This is a genomic window from Elioraea thermophila (ex Habib et al. 2022), assembly GCF_003336755.1.
Classification (GTDB): Bacteria; Pseudomonadota; Alphaproteobacteria; order Acetobacterales; family Acetobacteraceae; genus Elioraea; species Elioraea thermophila.
Genome location: NZ_QMDI01000002.1, coordinates 262288 through 278763, shown reverse-complemented (window position 1 = coordinate 278763; position 16476 = coordinate 262288). Strand labels below are relative to the sequence as shown.

Here is a 16476-nt window from a genome sequence, read left to right as displayed (position 1 = left end):
GGATGCGCCTCGCGACACAAATCGTGCTGCTCGCCCTCGCCGCCGGAGCCGGCGCCGGGTGGTGGATGTACGGCGACCGGGTCGGTCTGCCCGATCCGATGAAGTTGCTCGGGCTGATGCCGGCGCAGGACGCGGGGCCGCCGCGGCCTCCCGCCGGGGCGCGCATCGAGGTGGTGACGGCGCCGGTGCGGGTCGCCCCCCTCGTTGAGCGGGTGGAGAGCATCGGCACCGCCCGCGCGCGTGAGGCGGTCACCGTAACCAGCCGCGTGTCGGGGATCGTCGCCGCCATCCATTTCGAGGAAGGCCAGAAGGTCAGGGCCGGCGACATCTTGGTCGAGCTCGACCGCTCGGCCCAGGTCGCTGCCTACGATCGGGCGCGGGCGGCCGCCGACGATGCACGAACGAGGCTCGCCCGCGCCCGCCAGCTGCGCGCCACCCAGTCCGTGCCGGAGGCGCAGATCGACCAGCTCGAGGCCGCGTTGCGCCAGGCGGAGGCGCAGGTGCGCGAGGCGCAGGCGAGGATCGAGGAGATGAAGATCATCGCCCCCTTCTCCGGCCGGGTGGGCCTGCGCCAGGTGAGCCTCGGCGCGCTGATCCAGCCGGGAACCGCGATCACCACCCTCGATGACCTCTCGAAGATCCGCGTCGAATTCGCCGTGCCCGAGGTGTTCGTCGCCCGCCTCGCCCTGGGCCAGCCGGTGCTGGCGACTTCGCCTGCCTTCGGCGCGCGCAGCTTCGCGGGCGAGGTGACGGCGATCGACACCCGCATCGACCCCGCCACGCGCTCCATCCGCGCCGTTGCCGAGTTCGACAATCCGGACGAGACGCTCCGCCCGGGCCTTTTCCTCAACATCGTGCTCACGCTCGCGGAACGGCCCTCCGCCCTGCTCGTGCCCGAGGAGGCGATCGATCCGGTGGGCGACCGCGCCTATGTCTTCGCCGTGCGCCAGGGCCGCGCCATTCGCCAGGAGGTGAAGCTGGGCACGCGGCTGCCGGGCGAGGTGGAGATCGTCGAGGGGCTGGCGCCGAACGAGGAGGTGGTGGTGCGCGGCCTGCAGCGTCTGCGCAACGGCGTGCCGGTGAACGTCACCGAAACGATCCGCCGGCCGCTCAGCTGAAAGACGGAGGGAAGGAGTAGCGCGCAGCATGGTCCTCTCCGACGTCTCGATCAAGCGCCCCGTCTTCGCCACCGTGATGTCCCTGCTCCTCGTCGTGCTGGGCATCGCCTCCTTCCTGCGCCTGCCGGTGCGCGAACTGCCGGCGATCGACCCGCCGATCGTTTCCGTCACCACCACCTATCGCGGCGCTGCCGCCCCGGTGGTGGAGACGCAGGTGACCGAGATCATCGAAGGCGCGATCGCCGGCATCGAAGGCGTGAAGATGATCTCCTCCACCTCGCGCGACGAACGCTCGCAGGTGACGATCGAGTTCCGGCTGGGGCGTGACGTCGATGCCGCGGCGAACGACGTGCGCGATCGGGTGGCGCGGGTGCTCAACCGGCTCCCCGAGACGGCGGATCAGCCGGTGGTGGCGAAGCAGGACGCCGATGCGCGCGCCATCCTCTGGGCGACCCTCGTCTCCGACCGCCACAGCGGGCTCGAGCTCACCGACATCGCGCGCACGCTGATGGTCGATCGCCTGTCCACCGTGGACGGCGTGGCGAACGTCATCATCAGCGGTGAACGGCGCAAGGCGATGCGGATCTGGCTCGATCGCCGAGCTATGGCCGCACGCGGCCTCACGGTAGACGACATCGAGGCCGCGATCCGGCGCGAGAACGTCGAACTTCCGGGCGGGCGGCTGGAAAGCCTCGCGCGCGAGTTCACCGTGCGCACGGATACCCGGCTGTCCACGCCGCAGCAGTTCCGCAGCGTCATCGTCGCGCAACGGGGGGGGACCCAGGTGCTGCTCGGCGATGTCGCGCGGGTCGAGATCGCGCCGGAGGACGAGCGGGGCGAGCTTCGCCTGATGCGCCGGCCCGGCGTGGGCTTGGGCATCCAGCGCCAGTCCACCGCCAACACGCTTTCGGTGGCGCAAGGCGTGAAGGCGGAGATCGAGCGGCTGAAACCCGCCCTGCCGGAGGGGGTCGACGTCGTCTACGGCTACGACGAGAGCCTGTTCATCGCGCAGTCCATCTACGAGGTGTTCCACGCCCTGTTCATCGCCATCGCCATGGTGATCGGGGTGATCTTCGTCTTCCTCCGCTCGCTGCGTGCGACCTTCATCCCGGCGGTGGTGATTCCCGTCTCGCTGATCGGGTCGTTCATCGGGCTCGCCCTGATGGGCTTCTCGCTCAACGTGCTCACGCTCCTCGGCATGGTGCTCGCGATCGGCATCGTGGTCGATGACGCGATCGTCGTGCTCGAGAACATCCACCGCCGCATCGAGCAAGGCGAGGAGCCGCTCGTCGCCGCCTTCCTCGGCGCGCGGCAGATCGCCTTCGCGGTGATCGCCACCACCCTCGTGCTCGTCTCCGTGTTCCTGCCGATCTCCTTCCTCGAAGGCCAAGCGGGGCGTCTCTTCTCGGAGTTCGGCTTCGCGCTCGCCGTCTCCGTGCTGATCTCGGGCTTCGTCGCCCTCTCCTTCACGCCGATGCTCTGTTCGCGCTTCCTCAAGCCGCACGAGGGCGAGGGGCGGCTCGTGCGCTGGACGGAGCCGGTGTTCCAAGGCCTGAACGCTGGTTTCCGCTGGACGCTCGATCGCGCCTTGCGTGCCCCTCTCCTCGTGCTGGCCGGGGCCGGCGTACTGTCGCTGCTCGCCGTCTCGCTCTTTCAGGTGCTGCCGAAGGAATTTGCGCCGACGGAAGATCGCGGCGTCGTCGTCATCCCCGTCACCGCGCCGGAGGGTGCCTCCTTCGCCTACACCCGAGAGCACGTGATGAAGATCGAGGACATCCTGATCCCCTACGTCGAGCGCGGCGTGGGCTCGGTGGTGTTCGCCTCTATCGGCGGCTTCCAGCGGCCGGCGGTGTCGAACACGGCGAACGTGTTCCTCCGCCTCGTGCCCTGGGAGCAGCGCACGGTGAAGCAGCAGCAGCTCACCGCCGAGATCTTCCCGCGCGTGGCGAACATTCCCGGCGTGCGCGCCTTCGCCGTCAACCCGGGCTCTCTCGGCACGCGCGGCTTCCAGGCGCCGATCCAGCTCGTCATCCAGGGCCCCGACTACGACACGCTGGTGCGCTGGCGCGACGCCGTCATCGAACGTGCTCGCCAATCGCCCTTGCTCGTCAACCTCGACAGCAACTTCAAGGAAACGAAGCCCGAGGTGCGGGTCGAGATCGACCGCCGGCGCGCGGCCGACCTCGGCGTGTCGATCCAGACCATCGGGCGGACGCTGGAGACCATGCTGGGCGCGCGCGAGGTGGGCACCTTCGTCGAGCGCGGCAATGAATACCGCGTGCTGATCCAGGCCCAGGCGGAGGATCGCGCGACACCGTATGACCTGCAGAACCTCTTCGTCCGTTCGGGTTCCGGCGCGCTCATTCCCCTGTCCAATCTCGTCACGCTGTCGGAACGGGCTCGGCCGCAGGCGCTCAACCGTGAGGACCGGCTGCGCTCGATCACCATCACCGCCAACCTCGCCCCCAACGTCGCCCTCGGCGACGGCATGGCGGCGATCGAGGCGGCAGCGCGGGCCGTGCTGCCGCCCGAGGCGCGCCTCACCTGGCGCGGGCAGAGCCGCGAGTTCGTCGAGGGCTCCTCGGCGCTGCTGGTCACCTTCGCGCTTGCCCTGATCATCGTCTATCTCGTGCTCGCCGCGCAGTTCGAGAGTTTCATCCACCCCTTCATCATCCTGCTTTCCACCCCGCTCGCGGTGACGGGGGGCCTCCTGTCGCTGCACTTGCTCGGGCTTTCGCTGAACATCTTCAGCCAGATCGGCCTGGTGCTGCTGATCGGGCTGATGGCGAAGAACGGCATCCTGGTCGTCGAGTTCGCCAACCAGCTGCGCGACGAGGGGCGGAGCGTGCGCGATGCCGTGCTGGAGGCCTCGGTCGCGCGTCTGCGGCCGATCCTGATGACCACGATCTCCACCATCCTCGGCGCCTGGCCGCTTGCCGCCGCCACCGGCGCCGGGGCGGAGAGCCGCGAGGCGTTGGGTGTGGTGGTGATCGGCGGCATGACGCTCTCCACCTTGGTCACCCTCTATGCCATCCCGGCGCTCTATCTCCTGCTCGCTCCCTACACGCGGCCGGTGGGCGAGATCGCGCGCCGGCTCTCCGCGCTGGAGAGGCCTCAGGTCCGCCCCGTGCCGGCGGAGTGACAACGGACGCGACCACCGGAGCGGCGCACGCGCCCGGAGCCGGCCGCGCCGACACCATCTGGCCGGCCCTCCGGCGCATCTCGCTCCCGCTTGCCGCCGGTGCCGGGCTCAACCAGCTCAACCGCGCGATCACCGCGGTGATCGGCCCCGAACTTGCCGCCCGCTTCGGTCTCAGCGCGGCCGACTTGGGCTTTCTCGGCGCGGTGTTCTTCGCCGCCTACGGGCTGGCCCAGCTTCCCGTCGGCGCCGCACTCGATCGCTTCGGGCCGCGACGGGTGCAGACCGCGCTGATGGGGGTGATCGCCGCCGGCGCGGTCGTCTTCGCCACCGCCTCGGGCTTGACGGCTCTGATCCTCGGGCGCGTGCTGATGGGTGTCGGCGTCGCCGCGGCGCTGATGGCGCAACTGAAGGCGACGCGCACGTGGTTTGCGCCGGAGCGCGTCCCGGCGGTGACGGGTTGGTGCGTGGCGCTCTCGTCCTTGGGCGGCATCGTCGCCACCGTGCCGGTGGAATGGGCGAACGCCGCCATCGGCTGGCGCGGCGTGTTCCTGGCCGATGCCGCGGTGGCCGCTGCGGCCGGGCTTTGGATCTGGCGCTCGGTGCCCGACCTGCCGGGCCGCGAGCGCTCGGTGGGAGGGGTCGCGGAGGAGCTGCGGGTCATCGGCCGCATCGTTCGGCACCCGGCGTTCATCCGCCTCGTTCCCCTGGTGGCCATGCTGTCCGCTTTGAACTTCGTCTGGCAGGGCTTGTGGGCGGGGCCGTGGCTGCGCGACGTCGCCGGGCTCGACGCCGCCGCGCGCGCACAGGTCCTATTGGTCTACGCCGTCGGTCTCACCCTCGGCTCGTTCGCTTCCGGCAGCCTGCAGTCCGCCCTCGTGCGCCGTGGTGCCAATCCGCTGGCTCTGCTCGTCGTCTGCGCAGCGGGGCTGCTCGTCATGCACGCGCTGCTCATCGCCCGCGTGCCCGCGGCGTGGCCGTGGCTCTGGTTCGCCTGGCCCTTGCTCGCCTCGGTCGGGCCCGTGGGGTACATGCTGGTCGGCGCACGCTTCGCGGGCAGCGAAACGGGGCGGGTGTCGACCACCATCAACGCGCTGATGCTGCTGATGGTGTTCGTCATGCAGCAGGGCATCGGCTTCGTGCTCGACCTCTTTCCGCGCAACGAGTGGGGCGGATGGGATCCGCGCGGCTACGACACGGCGATCGCGATCTCGGCCGCGTGCCTCGCAGCGTCGCTCGTCTGGCTGGTGGCGCGGCGCGATGGGCGCAGCAGCGGCTCTGTTCCGCCTCGGCCGGCGCGCTGATAAGGTCTGCGCGCGAGAGGGAGGAGTTCGGGGCGATGGGTTACGCCGAGGCGAAGGGCGCGATCGCGACGGCGACGCACGGGCCGCGCATCGTGCCGCGGCAGGGTGGGCGCGTGCTGGCCGATGCGTTGCGTGCGCTCGGTGTGACGCACGTGTTCCAGGTGGCGGGTGAGAGTTTCCTCGCCCTGCTCGACGGTCTTTACGAGAACCGTGCCGCCATCCGCACCATCACCTGCCGTTTCGAGGGCGCGGCGGTGAACATGGCCGAGGCCTACGGCAAGCTGACGGGGCGGCCCGGTGTCGCGATCGTCACGCGGGGGCCGGGTGCCTGCCACGGTTCGGTCGGGGTGCACATCGCGCAGCAGGACAGCACGCCGCTCGTGCTCTTCGTCGGGCAGGTGCCGCGCGGCGACATGGATCGCGACGCCTTCCAGGAGGTCGATCACCGCCGGTTCTTCGGTGCGATGGCAAAATGGGTGGTGCAGATCGACGATGCCGCCCGCATCCCCGAACTGGTCGCGCACGCCTTCCAGGTCGCGGTCTCCGGCCGGCCTGGCCCGGTGGTGGTGGCGATTCCCGAGGACATGCAAATGGACGTGGTGACGGTCGCCGACCCGCGGCCCGTGATCGTTCCCCGCGCCCTGCCCGACCCGGCGGCGATGGCGGAACTGCGGCGGATGCTCCTGCGCGCCAAACGCCCGCTCGTCATCCTCGGCCAGGGCGCGGCATGGACGGAGCAAGGGCGGCAGGATCTCGCGCGCTGGATCGTCGCGAACGATCTGCCCGCCGCGGTCGGCTTCCGTCGCCAGTCCTGCTTCGACAATACGCTCGACCAGTACGTGGGCGATCTCGGCAATGGCGGCGACCCCGCCCTGTTCGCTGCCGCGCGCGAGGCCGATCTCATCATTTCCGTCGGCTCCCGCCTCGGCGAGCCCGTGACCCAGGGCTACACCCTGTTCACGCCGCCGGCGATGGGTGTGCCGTTCGTGCACGTGATGCCGGACGGGGCGGAACTCGGCCGCGTTTATCAGGCCGATCTGCCGATCCTTGCCGATCTGAACGCCTTCGCCGCCGCCGCGGCGGCGATGGAGCCCGTTGCTCCCGCCTGGCACGGTTGGACGAAGGCGTTGCGCGCCAACCGCCTCGCCTGGTCCACCGAAATTCCCGAGTATGACGGGCCGCTCAACCTTGCCGCCTGCATGCGCGCGCTGGAGGCGATGCTGCCGGAGGATGCGATCGTCACCACCGATGCCGGCAACTTCTCGGGCTGGGGCGTGCGCTTCATCAACTACCGCGCCAGCCAGCGCCTGATCGGGCCCTGTTGCGGCTCGATGGGCTACTCCGTGCCGGCGGGAATCGCGGCCAAGCTTCTCCATCCCGATCGTGTCGTGATCAGCATGACCGGAGACGGGTCGATGCTGATGACGGGGCAGGAGATCGCCACCGCCTTCCACCATGGCGTCAATCCGGTGGTGATGGTGTTCAACAACCAGATGTACGGCACCATCCGCATGCATCAGGAGCGCGAATTTCCCGGCCGCGTCTCCGGCACCGCGCTCACCAACCCCGATTTCGCCCGCTTCATCGAGGCCTTCGGCGGTCACGGGGAGGTGGTGCAGGCGACGGAGGAGTTCGTGCCGGCAATGGAACGGGCGCTCGCCGCCGGCAAGCCCGCCGTCGTCGAGATCCGGATGAACCCCGATCAGATCACCACCCGCACCACGCTCTCCGCCATCCGCGCCGCCGCGGTCAAGCGCAAGCCGGCCCCGAAGAAGGATCCCGCCAAGTCGAAGGCGGCGTCGGCGCGCGCCCGCGCGCTCGGCAAGGGCGGCGCCGCCAAGAAGGCGCGTTAGGCGGTCACGCTCGGCCGTACACGTCCTCGAGGCGGACGATGTCATCCTCGCCGAGATAGGCGCCCGATTGCACCTCGATCAGGGCAAGGGGGATCTTCCCAGGGTTCTCCAGCCGGTGCACGCACCCCAACGGCAGGTAGACGCTCTCGTTCTCGCGCAGGAGGATCTGTTCGTTGTCGCGTGTGACGAGCGCCGTGCCGTTGACCACCACCCAGTGCTCGGCGCGGTGGTAGTGCTTCTGCAGCGAGAGCTGCCGGCCCGGGCGCACCACGATCCGCTTCACCTGGAACCGCTCGCCGGCGATCAGCCCCTCGTAGAAGCCCCAGGGGCGGTAGATTCGGCGATGCTCGGTCGCCTCTCGCCGCCCTGCTGCCTTCAGCCGATCGACGATCCGCTTGACGTCCTGCGCCCGGGCGCGGGGAACCACCAGCACCGCGTCGTCGTCGGCGACCACGACGGTGTCCGCAAGCCCGAGCGCGGCGACGAGGGGTCCGTTGCTGCGCACGTACGACCCACGGCAGTCCTCCAGCAGCACCGAGCCGATGGCGGCGTTGCCGGCACCATCGCGCGGCGCGAGCTCCCACAGCGCGGCCCAGGAGCCGACGTCGGACCAGCCGAAGCCGCAGGGCACCACGGCAGCCCGGTCCGTCTTCTCGGCGACCGCGTAGTCGAGGCTGATCGCCGGCGAGGCGGCGAAGGAGGGGCCGAGGCGGAGGAAGTCGAGATCGGCCCGACGCTCCGCCACTGCCGCGCGCACCGCGCCCAGCACCTCCGGCGCCAGACGCTCCATCTCGGCCAGCAAGGTTTCCGCGGCGAAGACGAACATCCCACTGTTCCAGAACATGCCGCCCGCTTCCAGCAGCTGCCGCGCCGTCGCCGCATCGGGCTTCTCGATGAAGCGGGCCACGGCGAAGCACCCTTCGACGCCGGGGACCGGCTCGCCGCGGGCGATCCAGCCGTAGCCCGTCTCCGCCCGGGTCGGGGCGATGCCGAAGGTGACGATCCGTCCGGCCCGGGCCGCCCGAGCGGCGGTTGCCACCGCCACATGCAGCGCGGCGAGGTCGTCGATCACCGCATCGGCGGCCATCATCCACAGCACGGCGTGCCGGTCGGTCTCGGCGGCGAGCAGGGCGGCGGCCGCGATGGCGGGGGCGCTGTTGCGCCCTTGGGGTTCGAGCACGATGCGCGCGCCCTCGATGCCGGCCTCGCGCAGCTGCTCGGCGATGATGAAGCGGTGCGCCTCGTTGCAGACCACGATCGGGGGCGCGAAGCCGGCGGAGGCCGGCGCGCGCAGCGCGGTCTCGACGATCATCGGCCGCTCGGAGACCAGCGGGAGAAGCTGCTTGGGGTAGGTCTCTCGGCTGGCCGGCCACAGCCTGGTGCCCGAGCCGCCGGAGAGGATGACGGGGATGATCGCGGCGAGGTCCGACATCGGGCAACCAGGGCTGTTGGCGGGGCAAGCGGGTGCGCCCCCGTATAGCCGCGGCACTCGGGGCCGAACAGGCCGCCGCTTTCCTCTCCCGCGGCGAGGCCCCACCTTGGCGACATGGTACGCTATGCGGTCGACCCCGCCACGCTTGCCCGCCTGCAGAGACGGAACCGGCTCGAAACGGCGCTGACCCTGCTCGTCCTCGTGCTCCTTGCCGCCGCCATCGGCTGGCTGGCGGCGGGGCCGGACGGGCTCGTGCTCGGTGCGGCGATGATGGCGGGAGGGCTCGCCTTCGGCGCGCTGCCGGCCGATGCGGTGTTCCGTCAAGGCTTCGGCGCGGCGCGTCTCACCCCGTTCGTCGCTCCGGGCCTGTTCGCCCTTCTCGGCGAGCTGTCGCGGCGGGCGAACCTTCCCGTCACGCCCGCCCTATACCTCCTGCCGCAGCCCGTGCTGCAGGCGGTGGCCGCCGGCACCTTGGACAAACCCGGCATCGGCGTCACGCGTGCCCTGGTCGAAACGCTGACACCGGCGGAGCTCGCGGGCGTGCTCGCGCATGAGGTGAGCCACATCCGGCACGGCGATCTGTTCGTCATGCGCCTGGCCGCCCAGGCCTCCGCCATCACGCGGGCGATGGCGCAGGCAGGGGTTCTCGTTCTGCTGCTGTGGGGCACCGGTGCGGTCGGGGCCCACCCGTTGCTGCCCGCCCTTCTCGTCGTCGCCCCCCTGCTCTCCGACCTGTTGACCCTGTCACTCTCGCGCACGCGCGAGTTCCTGGCGGACGCCGGCGCGGTGGAGCTGACGGGCGACCCGCAGGGCCTCGCCTCGGCCCTGCTCACCCTGGAGCGCCTGCAGGGCGACGATTTCGAGCGGCTGGCGAGCCGTGGCCCTCGCTGGCTCAGGTTCTTCCGCACCCATCCCACCATCGCCGAGCGGGTGGCCGCCCTGCGCGAGGCGACCGTGGTGGTGCGGCCCGCCTTGCCGGTCTGGGCCGGCTCACCCTGGGGGGAGGTCCTGCCCAGCCCGCGGCGTCGCCTGCCCTGGCGGCGCTGAGCCGGCGGAGGCTCTTGGCAGGCCGGCCGAGGGCCCGCATGTGGTGATCATGAGCTGTCCCCTCGTTCCCGGCATGCGCGTGCGCAACCCCGCCCGTCCCGACTGGGGCGAGGGCCAGGTGCAGTCGGTGGTGGGCGCACGGGTGACGGTGAACTTCGAGAACGCCGGCAAGCTCCTGGTCAATGTCGCGGTGGTGAGCCTGGAGGCGGTCGAGGAGCCGCGCGACGCCCGTTAGGCCCGACGGCGGGGTCTTGGGGCACCCCCTCGCCAGCGAAGCGGGGCGGTGGCATGCAGACGGCGCGCAACCCCGAGCCCTCGACCGGCATGACCATCCGCGACGCGACAGACGCCGATCTCGACGCCATCCTCGAGATCACCAACGACGCGATCCTGAACTCGACGGCGAACTGGAACATCCGCCCGGCCACGCGCGAGGGGCGAGCAGCCTGGATGGCGGAGCGACGCGCGGCCGGCTTCCCCGTGCTCGTTGCCGAGGAAGCAGGGCGCGTCTGCGGCTTCGCGAGCTACGGACCGTTCCGCCCCTTCGAGGGCTATGCGCATACGGTGGAGCACGGGCTCTACGTCCATCCCACCGCGCAAGGCCGCGGCCACGGCAAGGCCCTGCTCGCCGCCCTCATCGCGCGCGCCGAAGCCCAGGGGATGCACGTGATGGTCGCCGCCGTCGAGGCCGGGAACGCCCCCTCCCTCGGCCTGCACGAGCGTTTCGGCTTCGTCCGCGTCGGTTTCCTGCCAGAGGTCGGCCGCAAGTTCGACCGCTGGCTCGACCTCGTGCTGCTGCAGCGGATCCTGGGGTCGCGCGGAGCGGAGGTCAGGTGAGCGGGAGCGTGCGCACCCGGTAGCCGTGCCGGATCACGCGCCCCAGTACCGGATCCTCGAGTTCCATCTCGAAGCGGCACGATGGCCTGATGCCGCCGCGCGCCGCGAAGGTGCCGCCGAACAGCACGGTGCCGACCGGCAACGGGGCCCCGCCGGTGAAGCCGGCGATCAGCTCGGCGGGCGGGCGGATGGCGGCAGCGACCCCCTCCTGGTAGGGCACGAGCCGGGGCGGGCTGCCCTCCTCGATCCAAGAGCGCAGGACCAGGCTGTCCCAATGCGGGGCCACCTCGTCGAAGCGCCAGAGCAGCGGTGCCATCGGCTTGGGGCAGAGCTGCTTCGAGACGTCGATGGCGTAGGTCTCGACCCTGCGGTCCGTGTGGTCGGAACCGAGGCCGACCCAGAGCCCGTCCGGCAGCGAGACGAGCACGAACTCCACCTCCCCGGAGCCGTCCGCGCCGAGGGTTTCGATTTCGGTGTCGGTGGTGAGCAGGTTGGCGCCGTTGCGGAAATAGGCGGGGATGGTCGCCGGCGGGCGAACGCCGAGGGCACGCAGCTCCTCCACGTGGTGCTCCACCGCCGCGCGGTCCCGCCCCGTCAGCCCGGCGATGACGACGGCGCGGGGAACGAACGACACGAGCATTTCCCCGGCGCGGGAGAGGCAGCGGAAGGCGAGGGGCGTCATGGCGAGCGGCTCCGGGCTTGCGGGCGCACTTTAGGGACTTGGCTTGCGGTCGAGGAGCGCCCGGCCTGGGCTTGGCGGATGCGTCGCGGCCGGGCAGGGTCGCGATGATGCCGTTCCGCTTTCGCCTGGCCGAACTGACCGGCGCCGAGGCGCGCGCCCGCCTCGCCGCCCGGCCCACCCTTCTGCTGCCGCTCGGCAGCCTGGAGGATCACGGGCCGCACGCCCCGATGGGCGACCACCTGCTGGTCGAGGCGATCGCCTTGCGGATCGCCGAACGCGCCGCGGCGCGCGACGCCGACACCCTGGTCGTTCCGGTCCTGCCTTTCGGTGGGGCGGATTTCTTCGGCCCCACGCCCGGCGGGATCGCCCTCTCGCCGGCCACCTTGCGCGCCGTGCTTGCCGACATGATCGCGCGTCTCTCAGCGCATGGGCTCGATCGCCTGCTCGTCGTGAACGGGCACGGCGGCAACCGCGCGGTCATCGAGGAGGTGGTGCGGGATGTGCGCGAGAGCCGCGGGGTGATCGTGCCGACGGTCCACGTCTGGGCGGTTCTTGCCGCCGCCTGGCCACGACTGGCGGGAGAGGGTGCCACGGCACGACTTGGTCATGGCGCCGACCCCGTGTGGTCGGTCGCGCTCGCCCTTCGCCCCGACCTCTGCCGCCCCGAGGCGATTCCCGCTCCGGCTGCACCGGCCACGGTGGCGGGCCTTCCCGTCAGCGGCTTCGGCACCGCGTGGTTCGGCGACCTCGAGGTCGCCCTGCCGGTTGCGATCGACGAGATCGCGCCCAGCGGGGTCGCGGCCGGCGCCCCCCGGCTCGGCGATGCGGCGACCGGCGAGCGGGCGGTCACGTGGCTCGCCGAGGAGGTGGCGCAGCTCATCGTCCACCTCCGGAGCAAGCACTAACCCTTTGATTTTGGGACATCCATCCGCCCGAGCATCCACCCCTCCCAGGCCCGGACGTCGGCCGGCAAGGCCGGCCCCTCCGGGTGGCGGCCCTCCGCGACGGGGATCATGCCGAGCGCGCCGAGGCACGAGTCGAAGGCATCCTCGCCGTCGGCAGACGGGCCGAAACCACCGCGCACGGCCGTAGCCGCCTCCGGCGTGAGCGAAACCCGGTGTTCCGCCGCGAAGGCGAGGATCGCCTCGGCCTGCGCCGCCCGCCAGGTGGGGTCGCGCTTGCGGGTCGGCCGGGCGAGGCCGATGCGGGCATAGGCCTCGGCCGGATAGGCCTCGGCCAGCACGACGCGGCCGGGGTGGGCGAGGGCGGCGAGATCGCCTTCGAACGGCCAGACCGCGACCGGCAGGCCGTTGCGTCGCGCGGGCAGCAGGAGGTCGCGCCAGCCGGCGATCGCCGCCTTGCCCACCTGATCGGCGCCCAGGGTCCAGAACACGCCGCAGGACGCGCGCACCGTCTCGCCACGCCGGTCGCAGAGGCGGAGTGCCGTTTCGGCATCGAGGCCGAGCCGGGCGAGGAAGTCCGCCTTGAGCCCCCGCCCGGCCAGGGGACCGGCCGGGAAGAACGGACGGGCGGCGGAGACCTCGTCGAGCGCGGCGGCAGGGGTGAGGAACGCGCCGTCGCACGCCCGTTCCAGGAAGGAGAGGAAGCCCCCCTCGCGCAAGCCGGCCGCGCGCACGAAGCCGAGCGGCAGGCCGATCGGGAAGTCGAGCCCGAGCACGGCCGCCCCGCCCGCAGCCTCGGCCGCGCGGGCGAGGTCGGCGACGAGCCGGAGCGGATCGGGCACCGGGGCGGGCGCCTCCAGCCGCCAGCCTTGCCCGGCTCGGCGGGCGATCGTCACCCGGCGCTTCGCCGCCGCACCGGTCTTCGCCCCGCTCCAGTCGGCATGGGCGACGATGGGGTAGGGAAGAGGGCTCAGGCGGCGTAGGCGGCGTCGAAGAAGGCGCGCTCGAGCGCGACCGCCCGTCGGAACAGGCTGGCGATGCGCTCGCGCCCGGCCTCGTCCGCCGCCTCGAAGGCGCGATCGAGTTCCTCGCGCAGGAAGCCGACGAGCGCCTCGAAGCCGGGCCCGGAATGCAGCGTGATCCACTCGCGGAAGACGAACCAGCCCGGGTCGCGGTCGGCGACCGACGTCGCCCAGGTGAGGTAGGACCACTCGGCCACCGTCAGCACGGCGAGCATCTCGCCCCACCGCCCGCCTGCCGCCGCCTCGCGCATCAGCGCCCGGAACCCGGCGGTGGGCGGCAGCAGGGCAGGGGCGGTGCGGTCCGCCTCGGGCACGCCGAGGGCATCGAAACTGCGCTGGAAGTAGGTGTTCTCCTCCGACACCACGAGGCCGAGGAAGCGGCCGAGCACGATCCGCTGCGGCAAGCCTGGCGCGGCGTGGATGGCGGCGCCGAGCAGGGCGACGAAGGAGTCGAGGAATTGATAGTCCTGCACGAGGTAGCGCCGCATCACGCCGTGATCAAGCGTGCCGGCGGCGAGTTCGGAGACGAAGCGGTGTCCGACGGCGGCCGACCAGTCGGGTTCGGAGAGGGCGCGCAACCGCTCGGTCGGTCGTGCCGTCGTTTCGGTCATCGGTGTCGTGCCGGTCATGTCACGGAGGCTACGCTTTCGCTCCACCCTGCCCAAGTGTATGCGCCGAAGGGGATCGGCAGCGGAGAGGGACGACGATGAGCCAGGCGACGGCGCGCTTGCTGGAGGGTACCGACGCGGCTCACCCCGACGGGCAGTACTCCACCGTCGCCAAGTGGTTCCACTGGATCACGCTCGGGCTGATGCTGATCGCGCTGCCCACGGGGTTCGTCATCAAGTACATCAAGCCCGACCCCTTCGCGACCAAGCTCGTCTTCTACGCCATTCACGAGAGTGCCGGACTCACCATCCTGTTCGTCTCCGTGGCCCGGCTCGCCTGGCGGATCGCCAACCCCCCGCCACCCTTGCCCGCCCACCTGCCGGTCGCCATGCGGGTGGGCGCGCAGGCGGTGCACGGCATGCTCTACGCCGCCCTGATCCTGCAGCCGATCTTCGGCTTCCTCGCCACCAACGCCTGGGGTTTCCCGATGCAGGGGGCCACCGCCTACTTGGGCTTCATCGACATCCCCGCGGTGGTGGCGAAAGACGAGACTCTGGCGCGGGCCCTGCAGGCGACGCACACCTGGATCGCTTACGCGCTCGTGGTGCTGCTCGTGCTGCACGTGGGGGCGGCGATCTGGCATCATGCCATTCGTCGCGACGGCACCCTGATGCGGATGCTCTGAGGCGTGAGCCGCCGGCTCAGCCCTTACCGCGCCCCAACAGGCGGCCCAAGACGCCGGACCTCTTGGCCGTCCGCACCGGCGTCGCGCCCGCGGCAGATGCCGCTGCTTCCGCGCGCTTGGCCTTCTCTTTCTGCGCCAGCCACTTCTCGAGGCTCATGCCGGCCTTCTCCGCCCGGCGCGCCTCGTAGGCGCGTTTCGCCTCGCTCATGCCGGCGGTCGGATCCTTCTCCGACTTGGTCTTCGCCATGGCTCTCCCTTCGCAGCGCGCCGGGTGTAACGGCCGGCTGAGCGTGCCGCAAGCCGCCGGCCATCGGGTGTCGCCGTGGATCCGCGGCTGAAGACGGCGCTCTGGGTGCAGGCGCTCGTTCGGCAGTGCGACCGGGCGGCGCGCACTGCCGTCGTCCTGCGCAAGGGCGATCCGGATTCGGGTGGCGTCGTCCTGGTCCTGCGCGCGCGGGAGGGCCCGGTGCCGCTCGTGGAGGCGTTCGACGGGCAGGGACGGCCCGCCTGGCTGCGCGCCCTCGGCGAGGGGCCGGCGGATGAAGCGGCGCTCGACGCGTATGTCGCGCGGGCGCTGCGGCGCGACCCCGATCTCTGGGTGGTGGAGATCGAGGCTCCCGACGGCACCCTGCCCTTCGAAGCGCGGATCGTCTGACCCGGCGCCGCAACGTCATGCCATCGTCACCCACGCCAGCGTCGGAGCGGGTAGATCGGTGTGCAGCGGAAGCCGTGCACGCCGAGGGGAGAGGGGAGCGCATGCGCAGGTCTTTGCTTGCCGGTCTGGTAATCGCCGGCGCTGCAGGCATGGGCCCTGATGTGACGGCCGGTCCCCTTGTGGAGCGGCCGATCGTGATCGCCCATCGCGGCGCTTCGGGCTATCTCCCCGAGCACACCATCGAGGCCTACCGGCTCGGCATCCGTCAGGGGGCGGATTTCATCGAGCCCGACCTCTTTCTCACCCGTGACCGTCGGCTCGTCGCCCTGCACGACGACACGCTGAACGCGACCACCAACATCCAGGAGGTCGCGGCGGCAAAGGGGTGGACCGATCGCGCCCGCATCGTGGGCGGGCGACCCCTCTATTACGTGTTCGACTTCGATCTCGCCGAGATCCGGCAACTGACCGCGCGCTCGCGCGGCACCGCCGGTTATTCGCGCCCCGGTAACGGTTTCTACGACGGCAGCGAACCGTTCAAGGTTACGACTTTCACGGAGGTTCTTGAGATCGCCTATGAGCATTGGCGCGACACGGGTCACATCGTCGGCGTCTATCCCGAGCTGAAGTTCACCCAGGCGCTCGGCCCGGCCGCCGGCATCGCCTACCTCACGGCGATGGCCGATGCGTTGCTCGCCGAACTCGCCGACCCACGCTGGGACGGGCTGTTCGAGCGACCGGAGGCCGTGTTCATCCAGTCCTTCATCCCGGCTGTCCTGCAGTATCTGCGGCCGAAGACCGCTCTGCCGCTGGTGGCGCTCACCTTCACCCTGCCGGACGGGTCGGGCTTCCCGCCGGTGCCGACCTGCCCCGCCACGGCCGAGGCGGCGGCTGCCCTGCGCGCCTTCGCCGACGGCATCGGGGTGAACGCCCCGGCGGCGACCGAGGCCTGCATCGGTACGGCGCAGGCTGCTGGCCTTCTCGTGCACGTCTACACACTGACCGACGATCCGGCGGCGTACCGGTTGTTTTTCGGCCGCGGCGTGGACGGGGTGTTCAGCAACCACCCCGACATCGGGGTGGCCGTTCGCAATGAACTCTTTCCGGTGCCGGAACCGGCCACTGCTGCGCTGTTCGGGCTCGCCCTCCTCGGCCTCGCCGCGGCGCGTCGGGTTTCGGCCTGAGGCCGGA

The 16476-nt window shown here is 71.3% G+C and carries 16 protein-coding genes; 11 read left to right on the top strand and 5 right to left on the bottom strand.

The window, feature by feature from the left end; genetic code table 11:
- Nucleotides 1–2 precede the first annotated feature (2 nt).
- The 4 genes from DWB05_RS03115 to DWB05_RS03100 are packed head-to-tail and all read left to right on the top strand — an operon-like array spanning nt 3 to nt 7414.
- Nucleotides 3–1118: an efflux RND transporter periplasmic adaptor subunit gene (locus tag DWB05_RS03115; protein ID WP_157967054.1), complete on the top strand. Its 1116-nt coding sequence runs from the start codon at nt 3–5 to the stop codon at nt 1116–1118.
- Between the two features lie 28 nt (nt 1119–1146).
- Nucleotides 1147–4260 carry an efflux RND transporter permease subunit gene (locus DWB05_RS03110; protein WP_114374938.1) on the top strand — a complete coding sequence of 1038 codons (3114 nt, stop codon included), beginning with the start codon at nt 1147–1149 and terminating at the stop codon, nt 4258–4260.
- On the top strand, nt 4257–5561 hold the full coding sequence (locus tag DWB05_RS03105; protein ID WP_114374936.1) for an MFS transporter: 1305 nt from the start codon (nt 4257–4259) through the stop codon (nt 5559–5561). Before DWB05_RS03110 ends, DWB05_RS03105 begins: the two co-directional genes overlap by 4 nt.
- Nucleotides 5562–5596: 35 nt before the next feature.
- The gene (locus tag DWB05_RS03100; RefSeq protein ID WP_114374934.1) at nt 5597–7414 is read left to right on the top strand and encodes a thiamine pyrophosphate-dependent enzyme; all 1818 of its coding nucleotides are present in this window, start codon (nt 5597–5599) and stop codon (nt 7412–7414) included.
- Between the two features lie 4 nt (nt 7415–7418).
- Here the strand turns inward: DWB05_RS03100 and DWB05_RS03095 are convergent, their stop codons facing one another.
- Nucleotides 7419–8846, bottom strand: a complete 1428-nt coding sequence (locus tag DWB05_RS03095; protein WP_114374931.1) for a mannose-1-phosphate guanylyltransferase/mannose-6-phosphate isomerase — start codon at nt 8844–8846, stop codon at nt 7419–7421.
- A gap of 114 nt (nt 8847–8960) precedes the next feature.
- Between DWB05_RS03095 and DWB05_RS03090 the strand changes: the two genes are divergently transcribed.
- From DWB05_RS03090 to DWB05_RS03080, 3 genes are read left to right on the top strand one after another with little or no spacing between them, the layout of a single operon-like run.
- Complete coding sequence (locus tag DWB05_RS03090; RefSeq protein ID WP_114374929.1) at nt 8961–9893, top strand: M48 family metalloprotease; 933 nt, start codon at nt 8961–8963, stop codon at nt 9891–9893.
- 49 nt (nt 9894–9942) lie between these two features.
- Nucleotides 9943–10128, top strand: coding sequence for a DUF3553 domain-containing protein (locus tag DWB05_RS03085; protein WP_114376521.1), 186 nt, complete (start codon nt 9943–9945; stop codon nt 10126–10128).
- A 53-nt stretch (nt 10129–10181) separates the two neighbouring features.
- Nucleotides 10182–10730, top strand: coding sequence for a GNAT family N-acetyltransferase (locus tag DWB05_RS03080; protein ID WP_332871700.1), 549 nt, complete (start codon nt 10182–10184; stop codon nt 10728–10730).
- Here the strand turns inward: DWB05_RS03080 and DWB05_RS03075 are convergent.
- A complete protein-coding gene (locus DWB05_RS03075; protein WP_114374927.1) occupies nt 10723–11412 on the bottom strand; it encodes a DUF2848 domain-containing protein in 690 nt (229 codons plus the stop codon). The genes DWB05_RS03080 and DWB05_RS03075 overlap by 8 nt on opposite strands.
- 104 nt (nt 11413–11516) lie before the next feature.
- On the opposite strand from DWB05_RS03075, the gene DWB05_RS03070 reads away from it, so the two are divergent.
- Nucleotides 11517–12317: a creatininase family protein gene (locus DWB05_RS03070; protein ID WP_114374925.1), complete on the top strand. Its 801-nt coding sequence runs from the start codon at nt 11517–11519 to the stop codon at nt 12315–12317.
- Here the strand turns inward: DWB05_RS03070 and DWB05_RS03065 are convergent.
- Together DWB05_RS03065 and DWB05_RS03060 are read right to left on the bottom strand one after the other, a co-directional pair.
- The gene (locus DWB05_RS03065; protein ID WP_114374923.1) at nt 12314–13210 is read right to left on the bottom strand and encodes a DUF429 domain-containing protein; all 897 of its coding nucleotides are present in this window, start codon (nt 13208–13210) and stop codon (nt 12314–12316) included. The two genes, DWB05_RS03070 and DWB05_RS03065, sit on opposite strands and share 4 nt — an antisense overlap.
- 74 nt (nt 13211–13284) lie before the next feature.
- Nucleotides 13285–13965 (bottom strand): TenA family protein, encoded by a 681-nt coding sequence (locus DWB05_RS03060; protein ID WP_232818368.1) that lies wholly within the window; start codon nt 13963–13965, stop codon nt 13285–13287.
- 77 nt (nt 13966–14042) lie between these two features.
- On the opposite strand from DWB05_RS03060, the gene DWB05_RS03055 reads away from it, so the two are divergent.
- Nucleotides 14043–14630 (top strand): cytochrome b, encoded by a 588-nt coding sequence (locus DWB05_RS03055; RefSeq protein WP_114374920.1) that lies wholly within the window; start codon nt 14043–14045, stop codon nt 14628–14630.
- A gap of 16 nt (nt 14631–14646) precedes the next feature.
- On the opposite strand, the gene DWB05_RS03050 is transcribed toward DWB05_RS03055, so the two are convergent.
- Nucleotides 14647–14877 (bottom strand): hypothetical protein, encoded by a 231-nt coding sequence (locus DWB05_RS03050; RefSeq protein ID WP_114374918.1) that lies wholly within the window; start codon nt 14875–14877, stop codon nt 14647–14649.
- A gap of 75 nt (nt 14878–14952) precedes the next feature.
- Here DWB05_RS03050 and DWB05_RS03045 point away from each other — a divergent pair, with 75 nt between their 5' ends.
- Both DWB05_RS03045 and DWB05_RS03040 read left to right on the top strand, forming a co-directional pair.
- Nucleotides 14953–15285 carry a DUF1491 family protein gene (locus DWB05_RS03045; RefSeq protein ID WP_114374916.1) on the top strand — a complete coding sequence of 111 codons (333 nt, stop codon included), beginning with the start codon at nt 14953–14955 and terminating at the stop codon, nt 15283–15285.
- Between the two features lie 194 nt (nt 15286–15479).
- Nucleotides 15480–16469 carry a glycerophosphodiester phosphodiesterase family protein gene (locus DWB05_RS03040; protein WP_157967053.1) on the top strand — a complete coding sequence of 330 codons (990 nt, stop codon included), beginning with the start codon at nt 15480–15482 and terminating at the stop codon, nt 16467–16469.
- Nucleotides 16470–16476: the final 7 nt, after the last annotated feature.

Excerpts from the sequence above, each read along its gene's own strand:
- DWB05_RS03090 (WP_114374929.1), top strand. The coding sequence starts at position 8,961 with ATGGTACGCTATGCGGTCGACCCCGCCACGCTTGCCCGCCTGCAGAGA.
- DWB05_RS03055 (WP_114374920.1), top strand. The coding sequence starts at position 14,043 with ATGAGCCAGGCGACGGCGCGCTTGCTGGAGGGTACCGACGCGGCTCAC.
- DWB05_RS03110 (WP_114374938.1), top strand. The coding sequence starts at position 1,147 with ATGGTCCTCTCCGACGTCTCGATCAAGCGCCCCGTCTTCGCCACCGTG.
- DWB05_RS03070 (WP_114374925.1), top strand. The coding sequence starts at position 11,517 with ATGATGCCGTTCCGCTTTCGCCTGGCCGAACTGACCGGCGCCGAGGCG.
- DWB05_RS03100 (WP_114374934.1), top strand. The coding sequence starts at position 5,597 with ATGGGTTACGCCGAGGCGAAGGGCGCGATCGCGACGGCGACGCACGGG.
- DWB05_RS03060 (WP_232818368.1), bottom strand. The coding sequence starts at position 13,965 with ATGACCGGCACGACACCGATGACCGAAACGACGGCACGACCGACCGAG.
- DWB05_RS03085 (WP_114376521.1), top strand. The coding sequence starts at position 9,943 with ATGAGCTGTCCCCTCGTTCCCGGCATGCGCGTGCGCAACCCCGCCCGT.
- DWB05_RS03095 (WP_114374931.1), bottom strand. The coding sequence starts at position 8,846 with ATGTCGGACCTCGCCGCGATCATCCCCGTCATCCTCTCCGGCGGCTCG.
- DWB05_RS03080 (WP_332871700.1), top strand. The coding sequence starts at position 10,182 with ATGCAGACGGCGCGCAACCCCGAGCCCTCGACCGGCATGACCATCCGC.
- DWB05_RS03115 (WP_157967054.1), top strand. The coding sequence starts at position 3 with ATGCGCCTCGCGACACAAATCGTGCTGCTCGCCCTCGCCGCCGGAGCC.
- DWB05_RS03075 (WP_114374927.1), bottom strand. The coding sequence starts at position 11,412 with ATGACGCCCCTCGCCTTCCGCTGCCTCTCCCGCGCCGGGGAAATGCTC.
- DWB05_RS03050 (WP_114374918.1), bottom strand. The coding sequence starts at position 14,877 with ATGGCGAAGACCAAGTCGGAGAAGGATCCGACCGCCGGCATGAGCGAG.